The following is an 18418-nucleotide window of genomic DNA, read 5'->3' as shown; positions in this document are numbered from 1 at the left end:
AACCCATTCGAACCAACGATTCCAACTGACTTCGGGCACCGTGGCACGGCGGGTATGTCCTCGCCTCCGCCCCGGGCGAGTGCGTCACCCCTCCGGGCCGGGCGCGTGAGTCACCGCTCCGAACGGGCGAGTGCGTCCGCGCTCCGGCCGGTCAGGACGGCCCGTCCACCGCCCGCTCGACCGCTCCGACGACATCGGCACGCAGGGTGTCGCCGGTCTCGATCCCGGTCACATTGGCAGCCGGCTTCTCACCGCCCCCGGTGCCGACGAGCACGAACCCGACCTTCCGGTACTGCGGGGCCGTCTGCGCGGCAGCCGTGATCTCGGGGCCGCCTACGGCGAGGAGGACGTCGCAGGAACCCTGGAGGAGACCGTTGAGGTAGGGACGCGCGTTCGCCGCACTCTGTTCACCGGCCACCGACGTGTAGCTGACGCGCGCGTGGGTCTTGAGCGATGCGTCCTGCATGCCCTGCCAGACCGTGGCGGCCGTCTCCCCGGTGATGCCCTTCTTGTCGGTGAGCAGGCAGGCGTCGACGTCGTTGTAGTGCCGGGCCCGGGTGTCCGGGACCGGTGGCCGGTCATCCTGCCCGGACAGGAGCGCGACGGCCACGGCGACCGCGACGACGACGGCCACGGACCCCGCCGCCAGCGCGATGGTGCGCCGGCGCAGCGAACCCAGCCAGGTCGCCGCCGCACGGCCCATGGCGGCGAGCCGCCCCTCCTGCGGCGCCTTCGCAGGCCGCGCCTGGGACACCTGCCTGACCTGTTTGACCACCGATTCCCTACTCTTCTGCTTTTCTGCGGTCGCCGCCCGCGCGCCTCAGCGACGACCAAGCCGCCGGGTCACACCGTCCGCGCGTACACCACGGTGCGGGCCACCGACGGCGGGACCGGCAAGACCAGTGGGACAGCGGCCGCGAACAGCGGCCCGTGGGCGGTCGACCACCCACCAGGGCCGCCTGTCCGCTCGCCGGCCCACAGCGGGGCCGGCAGGAACGACGGGACGCGACACAACGGCCCCGGACCGTCCAGGGGAAGGGCCGTGACGCCGCCCCGCACCGCGCACGGCCGGAGCAGCCTCACCGCCCTCCCGGGCATCGGGGCGACGCTCGTGTCCCGTCCCTCAGCCGTTCGTGCCGGCCCTGCCCGTCAGCCCGTGATGGCGACGGGCGCGTCCCAGGCGTCACGGTCCACGGTGATCGTGTAGCCGTTCCGCGTCTCCTTGCTGTTGACCATGTACTGGTGGGCGCGGCTGTGGTTGGTGAACTGGGACGAAGCCCAGGGCCAGTCCGTGGTGGTGGTGTTCTGCTTGTCCCACAGGGCGTACCAGAGGTTGCCCGGCAAGTCGGTCTTGTTCGTCGCGGTGGCGATGGCCTTGGCGCTGGAGCTGGTGAAGCCGTAGAAGCCGGCGCGGTACGTCTTGGCGTGCAGCTGCTTGTCGAAGGCGCGCACGTACGTCAGCACCGCGTCGTTGCACGCCTTGTTGGTGGTGTCGTACGGCTCCATGTCGAGGTAGATCGCGCTGCCGGCCTTCATGCCGAGCGCCGACGCCTTGGCGACCGCGTCCGAGGCGTCGCTCGTGCCGAGGGAGGCGGCGTTGGAGGCGGTCATCTTCTCGGGGTTGGTGCCGGTCTGGCAGGACGGCTGGGCCCCGACGTAGATCGGGATGAGCTTCCAGCCGAGCGAGCTGACCGACTTCACCCAGGAAGCGGTGAGGTTGGGCTGGCTGCAGCCGCGGTTCTTGCCGCCGACGTACACGGCGGCCGCTCCGTACAGGCCGCCCTTCCAGGCCTTCATCGCGGAGAGCGAGGGCGCGGTGCAGGTGTCGAATGCGCGGCCCGTGTACGTCTTCTGGGCGGGCCAGGTCGTGGCGGCCATCGACGACTGCGCCGCGATCCCGGCGCCCGCGACCACCGCGGTACCGGCCACGGCCCACGAGATGTACCTGAACTTCTTCGACTGCCGATGGCCGGCCATCCCCACCCCGATTCAGACAGGCGGCACGCACACGGCGTCCGCCGGAAGAAAAGTCCTGAGATCCCCGGGAGCGGTGCGGGCCCGGTACGGCGACGCCCGCACGAAAGTCCGGAGACAGCGGAAGCGTACGCGTACGCACGGGACTTGAGCGCCCGAAGTGGATGGCAGGGTAACCGACGGCACCCTTGCAATCGGAAAACGGGGCCCCTTGATCACCACAAGAATCCCTCACGGCACGGCAAAAACTTCCGCCCCGGGGAACGATGCCCCCGCGAACCACCTCCACAGCCCGGACTTGGCGAACGCTTGATCTTCCGTAGACGTGTATATGACCTGCGCACCGATCGAGCCCCATAGGGTCCGTCAGGCCCGGTGATCATCATCAGACCGGGCTGCTTCGGCTCTCCAGCTCTCCAGCTCTCCAGAAGGACTCCATGCGCACCCCGTCGCGTGCCGTCAAGGCACTCGTTCTCACCGCACTCCCCTTGGCCCTGGCCCTGACGGCCTGCGCCTCCGGCTCGTCCGACTCCTCCGCAGATGCGGCGAAGCCGAAGCAGATGGCGAGCAAGGACCCCAACGCGGGTCTGCTGACGGGCACGCAGCTCAAGAAGGCCCTGGCACCGGCGTCGTTCTTCGCCACGGGCTTCGCCGTGGACCCGAGCGGCGCCCGGGACTCCGGCAGCACGTACGTGGAGCCGTCGTCCGCACCCGCGTCGTCGAAGCCGGACTGCACCAAGCTGAACGGCACCAGCTGGATCGCCGTCACCGGCCTCTCGGGCGTGTCCTTCGCGCAGAACGACTATGTCGACAAGAACACCTCCGAGGACATCGCGCAGGAAGTCGACACGTTCCGCGGGACGACCGCGGCGACGGTCCTGAAGGGCCTGGAGCAAGTGGCCTCCGCCTGCGCGGCGTTCACCGACGACCAGACCCACTCGAAGGTGAAGGTGACCGGTCGGACGGCGTCCGGCCTCGGTGACGCCGCCTACACCGTCACGCTCACCGACAGCGCCTGGACGAACGGCACCACGCTCATCGCGGCCCGCGTCGGCACGAACGTCGTGACCGTGATGTCGACGGACGGGCACGACAACGGTACGGCGACGGCGAAGAAGCTGACGCAGCAGATCGTGGGGGCCTTGCAGAAGACGGCCTGAGCCGCCCGGACTTCCTGATACCGCCGCACACCCCGGCCCCCCTTGCGCCCGTCCGCCTCCCGCGGGCGGGCGCCACTGCTCTAGCCTTGCCCCCTGCGCTCTCTCCGCCTCCTCGGCGGCACATGGGCGGGCGTCGTGGCCGTGGGGGGTTGGGGATGCAGAGGGAGAAGCGTGCGGAGGCCGGCTGGTTCCAGCGGATCGCCTGGTCGGTCCTCGTCTGGGGAACGCTGGGCCTGCTGGTGTGGGTGCCGTTCCTGTACGTGGCGATCCGCCGCGGGCGGCGGTCGGACTGGGGCGCCTTCGCGTCGTTCGTGCTCTACGAGGTGGTGACCCTGCCGTGGGCGGGCGCCCGGAGCGAGGGTGCGGGCGATCCCGTCCTGGGCGCGGCGGTGGTGCTGACCCTGCTGACGGCGACGGGGATGCTGCTGTTCGCCCTGTTCGACAAGCGGACACCGAAGGGCCCGGTGGCGTACGGGGTGCCGCAGGGGCCTCAGCCACTGCACGGGAATCCGTACCTGCGGTAGAGGCCACCGCTCCGTGCCCGTCCCAGCGCGACTCACATCCGGCGAGTGCGCCGCAGGATCCGTACGGCGGGCCAGACCAGCAGGGCGGTGACGCCCCACAGGAAGCCCGCGATGGCGGCCCACTCGCCGGTGCTCGTCTCCGGATCGCCGGCGCCGAACACTGTGAACGCAAGGGCCAGAAAGGCGCAGAGGCCGCCGAGGACGCCGAAGACGACGAGTGCCGCAGTCTGCCGTCCCGTCCGCCGGGTGGGGGCGGGGCGGGCGGACGTCCCGGTGCCGGTCCCGCCGTTCTCTCCGAGCATGACGACCGCTTCCGATTGCGGCGGCTGCTGCCGGGGCGGCAGCCATACCACAGCGGTCTGCGGCACGGCCGCGTCGATGGCCGCCATCGTGTGCGCGTCGACGCCGTACAGGCCCGGCTCCACATCGACGACAATGCCGTCGGTCCCGACGAGCCGCCGCCCGCCGTCGGGCCAGCTCAGCATCGCGGCGCAGGCACTGTACAGAACGGTCGCCGCGCTCTCCGAGCCGTCCTTGACCCGGACCGTCAGGCTCACGCCCTCGTCCCCCACCACCAGCGCCGGGCCGTCTTTGCGCACCGAGTCGAACCGCCGCCCGGTCACCGCGTACGGCGAACTCGTAGGGGCCTCCGTGTACCCCGCCCAGTCCGCACTGTGCCCCCCGGGCACCTGCATCAGGGCCGTCCCGGCGGCCTCCAGTGCCACCGCATGGAGATGACCCGGCGTCACCGCCCACAATTCTGACCGCAGTTCGTCCAGGCTGCGCGGCGGCCGCCCGGCGAGCAGGTCCTCCGCCGCTCCGGGCAGCCGTCGTGCGGCCGCGTCGGCTGCGGTCAACGCGCCGTCGGCTCGCGTGCGCACCGCCTCGAGGCCGGCCTGCCCGATCCGGCCCACCTGCATCCCGGCGAGGACGTCGATGAAGCCACCGAGCACCGCGTCCTGCTTGGCGGGCAGGGCGTCGGCGAAGGCCGTCACCAGAGCGAAGCCGTCACGGCGGGAGGCGTAGTCGGTGGCCGCCGTATAGGAGTAGCCGCCCTCCTGGCGCAGGGCGCGGGTGAGTTCGCGCTCCAGGACGCCCGCGTACAGCCGGGCAGCGGTCGTGTCGGCGATGACAGCATCGAGCAGGACACCGCCCTTGCCGTCGGAGAAGTAGGCGGGCGTGACGGGCAGGGCGGAGGTGACGGCGGGCATGGGGCGACGCGGACCGGCGGGCAGTTTGAGCGTGAGCCCAGCCGGCAGGCGTTCACCGGCGATCCACAGCGCGGCGTTGCCCTGCGTGAACCAGGTCTGCGCCCAGTACCGTATGTCGTCCGGGCGCAGGTTCCGCACGCCCCACTCCGGGTAGCTGACCAGGCCGTAGCCCTGGGCCCCGTAGCGCCACAACGGGAGTTGGCCGACATCGCGCCGGGACTCCTCGGTGCGCAGGATCTCCCTCTCGGTCTCCAGTCGCTCCATGGGCAGGTCGGTGAGGGAGGCGCAGACACCCTGGAGATAGGCGACGACCTCGTACTCGGCGCCCTCCACGTGGAAGTGGGTGAAGGCCCCCTTGGTCGCCCCGTTGAAGTGGTAGTCGGCCAGACCCTGACGGTGCAGGGCGAGGTGCTCGACAAGGTGCGTGACACCGGCCCGGCCGAGCGTCTCGTCCGCGACGCCGACACGGAAGACGAGCCCGGCGCGCACCGGCCCTGTGGCGTACGCGAAGAGGGTGGGTATGCCGTCGACCTCGGTGAGGTGGATGGCTGCCTGGGGGTTCATCTTCGGCCTCTGTTCGGCGTGTTCGTGGGCATGGTCGGTCAGCCTCGGGCGAGGGCGGTGTCGCGGTGTTTGACGTAGGCCGCCGCGGCGTCGCCACCGAAGTAGGCCCAGGGGTACTCGGAGGCGAGGTTGCCGAGCGCGCGGAAGCAGGCGGCGGCCCGTGCCGTGTCCCCGATCAGCGAGAACAGCGCAGCGAAGCATCCTTCGACGATGACCCAGCCGTATGGGCGGCGGAACCGCGGGTGCAGTACGGACCGTTCAGCCGCCTCGACGAGCTCGGCCTGGACATGGGGCTGGCGCAGGTACTCACCGCGGCTTGGCTCGGAGCCCAGGTCGAGCCAGTGCTCCACGTGCGCCTCGGCCACCAGGCCGCCGTTCAGAGCCCCTTCCGGCGCCCCCAGCATGCACTCCCGGGCGAATCCGTGCGCCGCCTCCCAGCTCCCGCTCCACTTGGGGCACACCTGCTGGAGCAGGCGGGCCTGGCCGGTGAAGTGGTGGGGGTGGTACGCCGCCAGCCGGGCGTACCGGCGCCGCGCCTCGTTCTGTCCCAGCTGAAGTCCCCGGGCGGTGTTCAGACGCTCGGACCAGGCCGCATCGTAGGACGGGTCCAGGGCAGTGGCCCGTATGAGCAGCCTCTCGGCCTCCCGCAAATGTGCGTGGAACGCGGCGAACTGCTCCCGGCTCACGTTCTTGGCACGCGCCCCGGTCCTGATCCCCCAGCCGATCTGGACCTCGCGGGCGCCGAGGACGGTGAGGGCGAACACATCGTCCGGGGCAGCAGCGACCAGCTCGCGCAGCGCGTGTTCGACACTTGGGACCTCGGCCAGCACGCCGACGACGAAGGCCCGGTCGGTGCCCTGCGGGAGCCCGTCGACGTAGCGGTGTATGGCAGGCCAGTCATACGCAGCCGCGGCCTGCCGCAACCAGCCGACTTCGGGGAAGGCGGAAGCGACCTCGAAGTCGGGAGGCGGCAGGGCGGAGGCGGAAGCGAGCGACATGCGGCGGATATTAGGCGAGGCCTGTGACAACGCGATTCTCCGGGGAGCGCCGAGCCCGGCACGGCAAAAAGACGACTTCGGCTTGACCATCCCCCTACCCACCGGCCAACTCGCGTTCACCGGGCTTCCATAACGTCCGCCCGTCTCCATCGGCGCGCCCAACTGGTCGTGGCTGTTCACTGACGCCTCGTCAATCGGCCCCTCCGGCACATCGCTGAGCCGACCTGCGCGCGCACTCCACCGTTCCTGCTCTGACCCGGAGTCCTCCATGGCCCTCAACGCCCGCCGCACCAGGCAACTGCTGGAGGGTGCAGCCCCCTTGCTGCTCCAGGGCGAGCAGGTGGAGCTCACCACCTTGGCGGGCGTCGGCTCGGTCTCCGTCCGCAGGCAGGCGCTCACCGCGGCCCTGGTCGGCGTCCTCAGCGCGGGCACGGTGATGGCCACGGTCACGCCCCGGCCGCTGTACATAGTCCTGACCAACCAGCGCCTGCTCTTCTTCGACGGAAACCGCGGCGGAAAGCCCGGCAAGCTGGTCATCAACCTCCCGCGCCCGTACGTCTCCGCGGGCGGCTCGAAGAAGGCATTCCTGGGCCTGCAGTACGTCACCTACCTCACCCTGGCCGGCCAGGAGCGGGGCCTGAAGGTCACTTTCCCGGTCCAGCACCGGGGGGACGGGCCACGGTTCACTTCGGGATTGCCGGTGACGCGCTGAGGGGGTGGGGGAGGCCGCCTGGACTCACTCGACGGGTGCTTTAGTGATCCCGTGATGCTGGATCCTGACAACACTCAGTTCGTCCGTGGCGCCACGCCCGTGCTCCTGCTGGCCGACGCGCCCGTCCACGATGCCCTGCCGCTGCTGACCGCGTCGGACGGAGCGGTGACCTTGTGCGAGGGGTGGACCATCGTCCCTAGACTCACCCTGTGCGTCGTAGACGGACCTGGGGACCACGGACTCGTTGTCCCCGCTCTCGCTGCGCCAGTGGTCGGGGGCACCCACGGTGGCACGGCATCGAACGGCATGGGCGACTGGTGCGCGGATGCTGAGCAGGCCGGCGGAGCAGTCGTCCTGTCCTTGGACCAACTGCCCGAGGCGTTCGATTGGTCTGCCTTGCTGTCATCGGGCACCGCCCGCGGTGGCTTCATGCCTGCGCTGGCCTGACGGCAGCATCGTCGGACTCGCACAGCCAGCATGGCGCCTGCTTGCTGCGCGAGCCTTGAACCCTGGACCTCTTCGTCCCGAACGAACTTTGCTGGGCGCTGGACCTCGGCTGGTATGTCCCTCACCTGCTGTGACGGTCCGCAGACGTCCGCGCTTGTCCGCCGCTGTTCGTCGGCGCTGACATGCCGTTGGACACTCATCCCAGGAAGCAGGTAGCGAGGTGTCAGGATGGTGGCGTGGTGATCCCTGGATATGAGGACGACCCTCTTGCGGTCAGTGAGGAATGGCTCGGCCTTCCCGGTTTCTGGCCCGCGCACCTGTTGTGGCTTGCCGAAGGGGAGGACGTGGATCCTGAGCCCGGATGGTTCGGTGTCGACGGCGCGGACACCGAGGAGACCTACGGGACTCTCACTGACCCGGCTGCCTGGCCAGTCCTCCGGCTGCCCTTGCAGCGCGGACACACGATTCTGATCCTCTATCGCAACTTCCCCGAGGACTGCGGGATCGACTACTACTTGACCCACCCCAGCTGGGACCGACCACGGTCGCTCGGCAGCATCGAGGGCCACTTCGCCGGCCCCGGTCTCGCCTGGCGCGAACTGGTCCACATTGCTCAGAATCCAGGTACGGGCCCCGGGGTCACCACCCCGCACGCTCGCCTGCTCCTCCTATTGCCCGTTCTCGGCGACGAGGCACTACCCCCGGACGCCGTCGAAGTTGTCGAGAGTGCCCTGGACGCCATTGGCGCTCCGCCGCAGACACGCACGGTTCTCGCCGAGGCGTTGCTGGACCACCCTTTCTGGGAAGCTCCTCCCTGGTACTTCCACGAGCCTGACGCCTCGCCTCTCAGTGGTGGGAATGCAACTCCCCGCCCCAGTCGAGTTCTGCGCTGCATGGGCAACTGGAGTCCGCGTATCGGGGGCTTCGGCCTCTCGCCTGATCAGGACATCTGCCTTGCAGAGGCCTTGGGCACTGTCAGCTGATCGCAGAACGTTGGAGCGCTCAGACTCAATGACGCGGACGTAACGTCGACGGAGCACCGCTTTAGGAGCGAGGTTGGGCCGCATCGTGGTTGACCTGCGGGATTCTAGCCTCGGCGGCAGTTGGTCTGAGCTACCGTCAAGCTCCTGGATTCCCCATGACTCCCCCGTTGGATCTGGCACGGTTGTGGCACGAGAGGCCGGGGCCGGTTTGCTGCTGGACGGGCGCGACAGCATGCGGACTTGCCTATCCCGCACCCCGACGGTGATTACGCCATCACCGCGATGTACTCCGTACCCGATGACGCCTGGTACTTGGAACTGGACCTCGTCGCCGGTCAACGAAACCTTGTGACTGCGATCGTCCCCGACGAAGATCCGGCACGGGAGCCGACGGTGTCCCTCAATCCCCACGAGGGACACCTGGACATCCCGTACGGGGTCATGCGCTGGTTCATGGGCCAGGTCAAGGAGGAGATCCGCAGGTCCCGCGCATGGATGCGGCTGCGGCCTGAGCTGGTCGAGGCCATTCACCAATTGCGCAGGGAGTATCTGGGCGCCATCGATGATGATGACTTTCCCCACGTCCTAGCGGAGGTGCGCGCGGCAGTCCCCGAGGCCGACCTCCCCGCCGTTCTTGCGGCCGCTTTCGGGCGGAAGCCTGATGGCACCACCATGGACCACGTACAAACGCCCCGGCCCGCAGATGACCAGGGGGCAGAAACTAGCGGAGAACGAGCGGACGACCCGTAGGTCGGTGTAGCGGCTTTGGGCTGGAGCTGCCATGGGGCGCGAGATCGGGGCCTGTACGCTGGCCGCAAATTGGGCTGGCTCTTGGTCCGCCCGCAATGGCCCGATGTGAGCCCCTCAGCTGCACCGTTTCCCAGGGACAGGATCGGACACAGGCCCTGGCGTGAGGAGGCGGCCTACGGCCCCGAGATTTTGAGGTCTGGCCTCATCCTTATCAGGTCCATCACGGGGGCTCCGCCACGTCGGCCAACTGGCCGGAGCTCCCGGCCGGTAGTCCGTCCAGGTCCGGCGCTGACCGCTGCTGTCCACGCCTGTTGGTGTCAGGCGGTGGTGTCAGCAGTAACGACGGCAACGTACGGACTTGACACAACGGTTCCATCTTGCCTAACCGCCACCGTGGGGCCGTTGCTCTGCGCGGTGCCTCCTGCTATCGGCTGTGATTTCCCGGGAACGGGCACAGATTGCTCAAAATTACGGAGTGGTGTGAACGGCGGCGTCCAACACCTTCGACTGCGCATCGACAAGATCGCTCGGGATACTCGCCGACGTTCCGGGAGAGTCGGAAACCGTCTTGTAGATCGCCAGCGTGGAACCATGACGTATGGCGATCACGCTGATGGGGACCTTCAGGCCGTCCTCACCGGGTTCCATGGTCAGCTTGAGCCGGAAGGCGACCCCGCCGTCACCCTGCGGTGGGTCGTTGGTGGCTTCGACGTCTTCGTAGGTCGCCTTCATGGGGCCTGCCGTGTACCCCTTGCAGGACTTCAAGGCCGTGCGAAGCTCGTTGATCACCCGAGCTGCATCCGCTGAGTGGTACGACACCAGGGTGAGGGTCGCAGAGTGGCCCTGCCTGCCCGCGATGCGCTGCACGCTGCCGATGGGGGTGTAACCGCTAAGCGGATGACCTGAAGTTCTGCGCGGAATCTGGAGCGGCAGCGGCGGCCTGGCGCGATGGCCTCGATGACGAGAAGACCTCGCCGGGTGTTGTATCGAGGTTGACCAAACTACGACAAAACCGGCGAGGTCAAGGCCAGTATGCGTCCGGCATCCGTGTTCGCCAACCGCCCCGGTCCGGCGTACCAGCACCTGTATCACCTGCTGCATCACCGGTGGCGAGAGGCCTCCCGCGCGGTGATCGTGCTGCTGTCCGCGGCCGGCATGACCGCAGGAGAGATCGGCGAGCTGCTCGGCTACCACCCGGCCACGGTGCGCCGCTGGATCCATCGCTACAACACCGCCGGCCTGGCGGGCCTGGCCGATCGCCCCCGCGCGGGGCGGCCCCGGCTCGGCGGGCCGAGGCTGGGCGAGCGCATCCGCCGCCTGCTGACCCGCCCCGGGCCGTGGACCATCCGCCGGATCTGGCGCCGCCTGGGCCGGCCGAAGATGAGCCTGCGCACCGTGTACCGGCACACTCGCGAACAGGCGGCCTGGCGGCGGCCCCGCCTGGTGGCCAGGGGTGACCCCGAGCGCAGGCGCACCCTCGCCGCCCTGCGCCGCCAACTCGCCGCCCTGCCCCACGGGTCGGTGGTCTTGGCCGAGGACGAGACCCACCTGCACCTACTGCCGCACGTGCGGGCGAGCTGGATCCTGCGCGGGACGCGGCAGCAGGTGGCCACCCCAGGCAAGAACCGGCAGGCCACCGTCTTCGGCGCCCTGGAAGTGGCCACCGGCGCCTGGGTCTACACCCTGGGCCGCCGCAATGCCGCCGCCTTCGTCGCCTTCCTCCAGCTACTGCTGGCCGCCTACCCCGACACCCCGGCCGTCGCGGTGGTCTGCGACAACGACAGCATCCACCACGCGAAGGCGGTGACCGCCTACCTGGCCGACCAGCCCCGCCTGCGCCTGCTGTTCGGCGCCCGCTACAGCCCGCACGACAACCCGGTCGAGCGCATCTGGGCCGCGCTGAAGGCCCACATTGCCAACACCGCCGTCACCTGGCCGGGCCGCCTGCGCCAGGTCCACGCCTTCTTCCGGCAGCGCTCACCCACCCAGATGCTGACCACCGCCGCACCCTGGGCCTCGCCCTGGCTGCCGAAGAGTTACGCGCAGAACTTCAGGCAAGCCGCTTAGCCCCGTCCACTGCGGCGCTGACCGGCGTGCACAGGGAGGGGTTGGTGTTCGCGGGGCGTGCGGCATGGATGACGCCATTGCCGACGCCCGTCGTGCCCGCCCCAATCCCTTCCACTTGGACTCCAGGAAGGTCATGCGCATCCACGACGGCATCTTCAAGCTGCTGCTGAGACAGCACACGCGCATTCTGCTCGGCGCCCCGGCTGACCGTCGCCTTCGCCGTCGGGGCGCCTCCGTCATGCCCGCCGCCACAAGCCGTCATGCCGATGCCCATCAAAGCCATAGCTGCCAGGTGTCTTCGCCCGATGACCCCGCTCATGACCCCTCCCCTTGTTCGCATTGTTCGCCCGGCGACGAGGAACGATACGACAGGTCATCGGGCAGGCTGCGTGCGGGCATCTTCTTGCTCCACCACCACATTCCCCAGCTCCCATCCCGTCCGCCGTCGACCCACACACCGTGGAGCGGGCGTGGTTCCTGGCGTCCAGGTGGAGCGCGCCACTGTACGAACGACCTGGACGCCATGGGCCGCGTCTGCTCGGCACTGCCTGGGTCGACGGAAGGCGGGATGGGAGCTCCCCGCCTACGCCACTACAGACCCGCAGTCGCGAACGGCGCCCCCGCCATCCCGGTGCCGGCCGATCCCCCGCCAGAGGCATCGCCTTGACCGTGGCCCGCTCCATGCGGTGATCGACTCATGGCCACCGGCCCTATCCACCTGTGGGTGCGCGTCGGCGCAGCGTGCGCAGAGCGGGCCGCAGGCAGGAGCACAGCGGAGCCGGGAAGCCCGCCCGGCGGAGCGGAGCGCAGCCGGGGCTCGATCGGCTCCGCACCGCCTGCCAGTGCTGCGCCCGCAACCTCGACGCCGCACCACGCCGCTGCTGCGCCATCGGCAACTGCTGCGGCAAACGCCTGTCCCCGCTCACCGTCGCCTACGTGCACTCCGTCCTCAAGTCCGCACTCGAACACGCCGTCCGGGAGGACGAATTGCCCCGCAACGTCGCCCGCAACGTCAAACTCAGTCCGGCCCGCCACCGGCGCTTCGAACCGCTCACGGCCCACGAAGCACGCCGCTTCCTCCAAGTGGCCCGGCGGGACAAACTCCGGGCTCTGTGGGAATTGGCCCTGAGAACTGGACTGCGGCGCGGTGAACTACTCGGCCTCACCTGGGCCGACCTCGACCCGGCCGCCGGCACCCTGAACATCCGCCGCAGCCTCCAGCACAACCCCGCCGGAGGCCTCGCCCTCTTCCCCACCAAGACCCGCGCCGCCGAACGACGCATTGCGCTGCCCACCACCTGCCTGGCCGTCCTCGAACAACACCGCCAGGAGCAGGAGCGTCTGCGGGCGGCCGCCGGGGTCCGATGGCGGGAGAACGGCCTGATCTTCACCACCCGTATCGGCACACCTCTCGACCCCAGCGACGTCGCCCGGCGATTCACCGGACTACTCGACCAGGCAGGCATCCGACGAATCCGCTTCCACGACCTCCGCCACACGTGCGCGACGCTGCTCCTGGAACAGGGCGTCCAAGTCGTCACGATCAAGGAACTAGTCGGCCACGCCAACATCGGCATCACCGCCCAGGTCTACGCCCACGTCCGCCTGCGCCTCCAATACGACGCCATCAACCAACTCGGCGACGTCCTCCGAGACGGCGACGACCCCGAAGACCCGCCGATGGCCACCGTCCCACCCAACTGACCACACCACGCAGAGACGCCGGAACCCCCACCGTCAACCGCGGGTGGGGGTTCCGGCGTCCGACGGCGTTGCCGTCAAGCGCCCTTAGCCTCGATCCACCGACCGATGCCTGTGGATGACGCTTGGGAAAATGAAGAAGTGCCTTGTGACCTGCGATGATGGGAGTTCTTCACGCTTCCAGCACGCACAATCAGCAAGGCACTTCCGAGATGCAAGTTTCCCATACGCCAGCGGCGGTCTCCGCTGCGTTCGATGATCCGAATCTGATTGCGCATGCCGGGCTGGTCCCGGTGATGCGGCTGGCCGAGCGGTGTGGTCTGCCGCGACTGGTGACGGAGAAGGTCAAGTTGACCGGGGTGACGAACGGCGCGGGTGCGGCGGCGGACGCGAAGGTCACCAGCATTGTGGCCGGCATGGTCGCGGGTGCGGACAGCATCGACGACCTCGACGTCCTGCGGCACGGTGCGATGCCGGCCATGTTCGGCGGCATTCGTGCCCCCTCCACGCTCGGCACTTTCCTGCGCGCGTTCACCCACGGCCATGCCCTCCAACTCCACGCCGTGCACAGGAGGTTCCTGGGTGCGCTGGCCGCGCATACCCCACTGCTGCCCGGGGCCGACCAGATGGCGTTCATCGATGTCGACTCCACCCACAAACGCGTATACGGCCGCACCAAGCAGGGCGCCGAGTACGGCCGGTTCAAGGGCATCCGCACCCTGCACCCACTGCTGGCCACGATCTGCACTCCACAGTCCCGGCCGGTGATCGCCGGGGTGCGGATGCGCCGCGGCAAGGCAGCCGACTCCCGCGGCGCCCCGAAGTTCGTCAGTGAGGCCCTGGCTACCGCCGCGGAGGCCGGCTGCACCGGCACCCGCATCCTGCGGGCGGACTCCCAGTTCTACAACGCCGGGGTGATCGCCGCCTGCCGCCGGGCCGGCGCCCACTTCTCGATCACCGCCGGCATGAACCCCTCCATCAAGCGGGCCATCCTCGCCATCCCCGACCAGGCATGGCGGCAGATCACCTACCCGACCGCGGTGCCCGACCCCGAGACGGGGAACTCATCTCGGACGCCGAAGTCGCCGAGATACCCGCCTACACCGCGTTCGCCAGCCGCAAGAAGGCGGAGCGGGTCACCGCCCGGCTGATCGTGCGCCGGGTCCGCGACCTGGCCAAACCCGCGGTCGTGGGAGAGCAGGGGGAGCTCTTCCCCGCCTGGCGCTACCACCCGTTCTTCACCGACAACCCCGCTCCGACGCTCCAGGCGGAACGGGAACACCGCCACCACGCCGTCATCGAGCAGGTCATCGCCGACAGCAAAGCCTCTGCCATGGCCCACCTGCCGTCCGCGCACTTCCACGCCAACGCCGCCTGGCTGACCCTGTGGGCCATGGCCTACAACCTCCTGCGGGCCACCGGCGCACTGACCTCCGCCTTCCACGCCAAGGCCACCACCGCCACCCTCCGCGCCCACCTGATCCACGTCCCGGCCCGCCTCGCCCGCTCCGCCCGGCGCATCACCCTGCACCTCCCGCACAACTGGCGCTGGCAGCACGCCTGGACACACCTCTTCGACACCGTCCACGCCCCGCCCGAACCCGGCTGACAGTCCCTGCCCACCCCGCCCGCCAGGGCCCGACCGGAACCGAACCGTGGAAAAGCTGAGCAGACCAGCGGATACCACCTGCCCAGACACAGACACCGACCCGAAACCCGCTCAAAAACCGGTCAGAAGATCCATTCCAGGCCACGTCGGTGGATCAAGGCTTAGTACTGCAGCTGTAGATGGTGATCTTCAGGTTTGAGCAGCTTGCCGCCGGTAGTGGCTGGCCTTGGATCGGGCCTGGTGGCGGCGTCGCCAGTCGGACCAGCCGAGCTGATGGGCGGCATCGTGGACGGGCCGGATGACGAGAGTGATAAACAGGCGCTGGATCTCGTTGCAGGTGAGCGGTATCAGGCCGTTCGGTGCCGACTGGCGGGCATGCTCATCGGCTCTGACGACGGCGAGGAAGGCATGGGCGAGCATGGTGAGGGTGACCCAGCGGGACCAGGACGCGTAGCGGCGGACCTGGTGCTCGTCCAGAGCGGCCAGGCCTTTTCCGGACTGGAAGAACTCCTCGACTCGCCATCTTGATCCAGCGACTCGCACCAGCTCGGCCAGCGGCACTGCGGCGGGCGAGTAGCAGCGGTAGTAGGCGAGTTCGCCCGTGCTGCGGTTGCGGCGGATCAGCAGCTGGCGGCTCGCGGGCCGGGGATCGGCGAGGTCGATGACAACCCAGTCGTAGAAGCGGTGGCCCTTCGCCCCGGCCCCGGCTGACAGCTTCTGCCAGGCTCGCTTGGGGACCTTCTTGGCCAGGGCATTGGCGCGGAACCTTCCAGCCCTCGTGACGACTTCGTGCGAGCAGGCCACCGCGAGGACGTAGCCGGTGCCGCGTTCCTCCAGGGCAGTGCGAAGTTTCGGATTGCCGCCGTAGACCTCATCGCCAGCCACCCACGCGGCCCGGTGGCCGGCGTCCAGGAACCGGGCGACCATGCGCGCAGCCAGGTCCGGTTTGGTGGCGAAGGCGGTCTCCTCGCGGAGCCCGGCGGCGCGGCAGCGGTCGGGGTCGGTGGTCCAGGTTCGCGGGACGTACAACTCCCGGTCCACTGCGGCGTGCCCGCGCCGACCGGCGTAGACCATGTAGACGGCGACCTGGGCGTTCTCGATCCGGCCGGCCGTGCCGGTGTACTGGCGTTGGCCGCCGACCGTGGCGGTGCCCTTCTTCACATCGCCGGTCTCGTCGACCACCAGCACCGCCCGCTCGTCGTGCAGATGTTCCACCACATAGCCCCGCACGTCGTCACGGACCGCGTCGGCGTCCCACTTGGCCCGGCTGAGTAGATGCTGCATGGCGTCCGGGGTGGGCTCCCCGGCCCACTCGGCGATCGTCCAGCAGTTCTTGCGCGGCAGGTCCGACAGGAGCCCGAGTACCAACCGCCGGACCCTGCGGCGGGGTTCCACCCGCGCGAAACGACCCGCGATGCGGCTCATCAGGCCTTCGAATGCGTCCTGCCACCGGACCGGGTCTACGCTGTGACCTGCGGCCGCCGCTTGATCTTTCGTTGTCTTCACAAACCACGATGATCACCGGTGGCCGCTTCTGTGCCCAGCCGGACTCGTCCGCCGCCACAATCCCCACCGCCCGGAATGGAGTTGAAGCCAGCGATGGAAATGTCCTCCCGAGACATCCGCCTGCCCCTCAACGAGGCCGTAGCGATCCTGCAGGACCTCAACGAGTTCGTCGTCTCCCTCGATCGACTCGGATCCCGTCAGGCCTTCGGAACCGCCGACGAATACACCGTCGGCAAGTTCGTCGCCGACTGGGATGTTGCTCGACGATTGGCCCACGCCCGGCACGTGATCGGCATCGCGCTCGACGCGCAGCTGAGCGAGGAGGAGATCGCCGAGATCGATTCCCTGTGCGAACAGGGCAAGTTCTTCGGCATGGGGAGCGCCGGCAACAACCATGCGGACCAGCCCACCTGAGGTGGCGCGGAAGCCGGGCCCGCCCACCCGCACCTGGAAGCAGGTCATCCATGGCGTGACGCCCGACGAGCAAGATCACCATCTACAGCTGGAGTATTAGGCACACTCCTATATCAGTACGGCTCTTCCTGCCACTCGATACACGCGGGCCGAAGACCGCCGGAAAGCACGAACTCTTTCGTGACCTGGCGAACCAGATCGATGGGAATCTCTGGTGATTCCAAAAAGTCCCTTGGGTAGGTGAGAAGCATGTACGTCACCTCTTCTTTGTCGGCCACGCCGCCAGGAACGAAGCTGGCCTCTACATCTGCGAAGCAGACGATGCCAACCTGCGCATCAGGGTTGACCCCGACCAAAAACTCGTGATCCGGATCGCCCGACGGGAGAGACATTCGGTCCAGGGACGTCAATTTGGCCGTATTGCGAGAAGGATAGCCGGCGATGAGCGCATCGATCATCAGGTCAACAGCATCTGCCGAATCAAGCAGGAAGGGATTCTCGCTATGCTCTTCCTTGAAAACCGCTGCAGCACCCCGCAGCATCCCCCACCTCCCCGCACAAGTCCGTACAGTCTGCATTGCATTTCGCCTGCAGTATCACGCCAATGCACTCTCATCTGCTTGCCGCTACCATAAAGAACATCATCCAGGACCTTATTGCAGCCAAGGTCCTCGGGGCAAGGCCCACCCGTATGGTTGATGACAACATCCACCTCGTTAAGCGGGTCCACCTCGTCGAACATCCTTGCAGCCAGTTTCTGTTCAACGTGGCTGTAGTTACCCGGGACGCCGCCCCTCAGCATTCCTGACTGCTTCAGTGAGCCTTTCTCGGTAACCGGCGGTCGCTGAGTGTGATCGCCTCCGGGTGTCTCGTGGTGCACTCCCAACTCCGGGCAGGCGTAAGGCCCCTGGTAGGAACGATCTTGCAACAGAAAGATCCGACCGAGGGGCCTCACGTGCCGACCAGTGTCACATACACCGCCGTGCTCGATGTCCGGCGCTCCACCGCCGAGCACCTGGCCCGGCTCCTGCGAAGCCATCGAACCGAGGTCGGCACCCGCCGCGGGCGCCGCGCCCTGGGCTGCTTCAAGCAGGCCGTGCTGATCCTGCGCTGGTTCATCGACGGCACCCGTCTGTCCCAACTCGCCCGCGACAACGCCCTGTCCACGTCCACCGCCTACCGATACCTGCACGAAGGACTGACGGTCCTGGCGGCCGGGGCACCGGACCTGGCCACCGCGCTGGAACGGGCGAAGGCGGCCGGCCTGACCCATCTCAATCTGGACGGCACGGTCATCCGCACCGACCGCGTCGCCGCCCCGGGGCCCAACGGGGCAGACCTCTGGTGGTCGGGCAAGCACAAGCATCACGGCGGCAACGTGCAGGTCATCTCCGCCCCGGACGGCTGGCCGATCTGGGTCTCGCCGGTGCGGCCCGGCCGCGAGCACGACACTACCTGCGCCCGCCACCACGGGCTCGTCGATGCTCTGAACCGGCTCGCCGACCAACTGGGCACACTGACCCTGGTCGACCTCGGCTACGAGAACGCCGGAGACGGCTTCCGTCACCCGGTCAAGAAGCCCGCGGGCGGTGAACTCACCGAAGCCCAGCAGACCTTCAACAGGGTCATCCGAGGCATCCACGGGATGTGCGAACGCGCGAATGCCCTGCTTAAGACCACCTTCAAGGCCCTGCGGCGGGTCAGCCTCGATCCCAGCCGCATCACCCAGATCGCCGCCGCAGCCCTCGTCCTACTCCAACTTGAATACGACCGCACCATCTGAACGTTCACACACAGG

General features: G+C 68.6%; 19 protein-coding genes and 1 pseudogene. 11 read left to right on the top strand and 9 right to left on the bottom strand.

Going from position 1 to position 18418, the window contains the following annotated elements; genetic code table 11:
* Positions 1 to 151: 151 nt before the first annotated feature.
* Positions 152 to 754, bottom strand: coding sequence for a hypothetical protein (locus ACQEXA_RS33735; protein ID WP_432928514.1), 603 nt, complete (start codon positions 752 to 754; stop codon positions 152 to 154).
* A 395-nt stretch (positions 755 to 1149) separates the two neighbouring features.
* Positions 1150 to 1977, bottom strand: coding sequence for a glycoside hydrolase domain-containing protein (locus ACQEXA_RS33730; protein ID WP_432928516.1), 828 nt, complete (start codon positions 1975 to 1977; stop codon positions 1150 to 1152).
* Positions 1978 to 2411: 434 nt separating this feature from the next.
* Between ACQEXA_RS33730 and ACQEXA_RS33725 the strand changes: the two genes are divergently transcribed.
* Both ACQEXA_RS33725 and ACQEXA_RS33720 read left to right on the top strand, forming a co-directional pair.
* Positions 2412 to 3134, top strand: coding sequence for a hypothetical protein (locus ACQEXA_RS33725; RefSeq protein ID WP_432928518.1), 723 nt, complete (start codon positions 2412 to 2414; stop codon positions 3132 to 3134).
* A 155-nt stretch (positions 3135 to 3289) separates the two neighbouring features.
* A complete protein-coding gene (locus tag ACQEXA_RS33720) occupies positions 3290 to 3658 on the top strand; it encodes a hypothetical protein (RefSeq protein WP_432928520.1) in 369 nt (122 codons plus the stop codon).
* A gap of 32 nt (positions 3659 to 3690) precedes the next feature.
* Here the strand turns inward: ACQEXA_RS33720 and ACQEXA_RS33715 are convergent, their stop codons facing one another.
* Complete coding sequence (locus ACQEXA_RS33715; RefSeq protein WP_432928521.1) at positions 3691 to 5433, bottom strand: insulinase family protein; 1743 nt, start codon at positions 5431 to 5433, stop codon at positions 3691 to 3693.
* Between the two features lie 38 nt (positions 5434 to 5471).
* The gene (locus ACQEXA_RS33710; RefSeq protein ID WP_432928523.1) at positions 5472 to 6431 is read right to left on the bottom strand and encodes a hypothetical protein; all 960 of its coding nucleotides are present in this window, start codon (positions 6429 to 6431) and stop codon (positions 5472 to 5474) included.
* 268 nt (positions 6432 to 6699) lie between these two features.
* Here ACQEXA_RS33710 and ACQEXA_RS33705 point away from each other — a divergent pair, with 268 nt between their 5' ends.
* From ACQEXA_RS33705 to ACQEXA_RS33690, 4 genes are all read left to right on the top strand, one after another.
* Positions 6700 to 7143 (top strand): hypothetical protein, encoded by a 444-nt coding sequence (locus tag ACQEXA_RS33705; protein WP_359406662.1) that lies wholly within the window; start codon positions 6700 to 6702, stop codon positions 7141 to 7143.
* 54 nt (positions 7144 to 7197) lie between these two features.
* Entirely contained in the window at positions 7198 to 7590 is a 393-nt protein-coding gene (locus ACQEXA_RS33700) for a hypothetical protein (RefSeq protein ID WP_432928525.1), read from the top strand.
* A 236-nt stretch (positions 7591 to 7826) separates the two neighbouring features.
* A complete protein-coding gene (locus tag ACQEXA_RS33695; RefSeq protein WP_432928528.1) occupies positions 7827 to 8573 on the top strand; it encodes a hypothetical protein in 747 nt (248 codons plus the stop codon).
* Positions 8574 to 8813: 240 nt separating this feature from the next.
* A complete protein-coding gene (locus ACQEXA_RS33690; RefSeq protein ID WP_432928530.1) occupies positions 8814 to 9323 on the top strand; it encodes a hypothetical protein in 510 nt (169 codons plus the stop codon).
* A gap of 468 nt (positions 9324 to 9791) precedes the next feature.
* Here the strand turns inward: ACQEXA_RS33690 and ACQEXA_RS33685 are convergent, their stop codons facing one another.
* A complete protein-coding gene (locus tag ACQEXA_RS33685; protein ID WP_433131906.1) occupies positions 9792 to 10112 on the bottom strand; it encodes a hypothetical protein in 321 nt (106 codons plus the stop codon).
* A gap of 243 nt (positions 10113 to 10355) precedes the next feature.
* On the opposite strand from ACQEXA_RS33685, the gene ACQEXA_RS33680 reads away from it, so the two are divergent.
* Complete coding sequence (locus ACQEXA_RS33680; RefSeq protein ID WP_433131904.1) at positions 10356 to 11390, top strand: IS630 family transposase; 1035 nt, start codon at positions 10356 to 10358, stop codon at positions 11388 to 11390.
* On the opposite strand, the gene ACQEXA_RS33675 is transcribed toward ACQEXA_RS33680, so the two are convergent.
* The gene (locus ACQEXA_RS33675) at positions 11374 to 11709 is read right to left on the bottom strand and encodes a hypothetical protein (RefSeq protein ID WP_432928534.1); all 336 of its coding nucleotides are present in this window, start codon (positions 11707 to 11709) and stop codon (positions 11374 to 11376) included. The two genes, ACQEXA_RS33680 and ACQEXA_RS33675, sit on opposite strands and share 17 nt — an antisense overlap.
* Before the next feature lie 401 nt (positions 11710 to 12110).
* Between ACQEXA_RS33675 and ACQEXA_RS33670 the strand changes: the two genes are divergently transcribed.
* Positions 12111 to 13094, top strand: coding sequence for a tyrosine-type recombinase/integrase (locus tag ACQEXA_RS33670; protein WP_432928536.1), 984 nt, complete (start codon positions 12111 to 12113; stop codon positions 13092 to 13094).
* A 209-nt stretch (positions 13095 to 13303) separates the two neighbouring features.
* Positions 13304 to 14700: pseudogene (locus ACQEXA_RS33665) on the top strand (IS1380 family transposase).
* Positions 14701 to 14889: 189 nt separating this feature from the next.
* Here ACQEXA_RS33665 and ACQEXA_RS33660 read toward each other — a convergent pair.
* On the bottom strand, positions 14890 to 16125 hold the full coding sequence (locus ACQEXA_RS33660; protein WP_432928538.1) for an IS701 family transposase: 1236 nt from the start codon (positions 16123 to 16125) through the stop codon (positions 14890 to 14892).
* 99 nt (positions 16126 to 16224) lie between these two features.
* On the opposite strand from ACQEXA_RS33660, the gene ACQEXA_RS33655 reads away from it, so the two are divergent.
* A complete protein-coding gene (locus ACQEXA_RS33655; protein WP_432928540.1) occupies positions 16225 to 16620 on the top strand; it encodes a hypothetical protein in 396 nt (131 codons plus the stop codon).
* 113 nt (positions 16621 to 16733) lie between these two features.
* Here ACQEXA_RS33655 and ACQEXA_RS33650 read toward each other — a convergent pair whose 3' ends face one another.
* Positions 16734 to 17162 (bottom strand): Imm1 family immunity protein, encoded by a 429-nt coding sequence (locus tag ACQEXA_RS33650; protein ID WP_432928542.1) that lies wholly within the window; start codon positions 17160 to 17162, stop codon positions 16734 to 16736.
* On the bottom strand, positions 17078 to 17422 hold the full coding sequence (locus ACQEXA_RS33645) for a DddA-like double-stranded DNA deaminase toxin (RefSeq protein WP_433134679.1): 345 nt from the start codon (positions 17420 to 17422) through the stop codon (positions 17078 to 17080). Before ACQEXA_RS33645 ends, ACQEXA_RS33650 begins: the two co-directional genes overlap by 85 nt.
* 153 nt (positions 17423 to 17575) lie before the next feature.
* Here ACQEXA_RS33645 and ACQEXA_RS33640 point away from each other — a divergent pair, with 153 nt between their 5' ends.
* Positions 17576 to 18403, top strand: a complete 828-nt coding sequence (locus ACQEXA_RS33640) for an HARBI1 family protein (protein WP_433129774.1) — start codon at positions 17576 to 17578, stop codon at positions 18401 to 18403.
* Positions 18404 to 18418: the final 15 nt, after the last annotated feature.

The sequence above is a fragment of the Streptomyces sp. CA-106110 genome (genome assembly GCF_050936285.1).
GTDB lineage: Bacteria > Actinomycetota > Actinomycetes > Streptomycetales > Streptomycetaceae > Streptomyces.
This window is presented reverse-complemented; position numbering and strand designations above follow the sequence as displayed.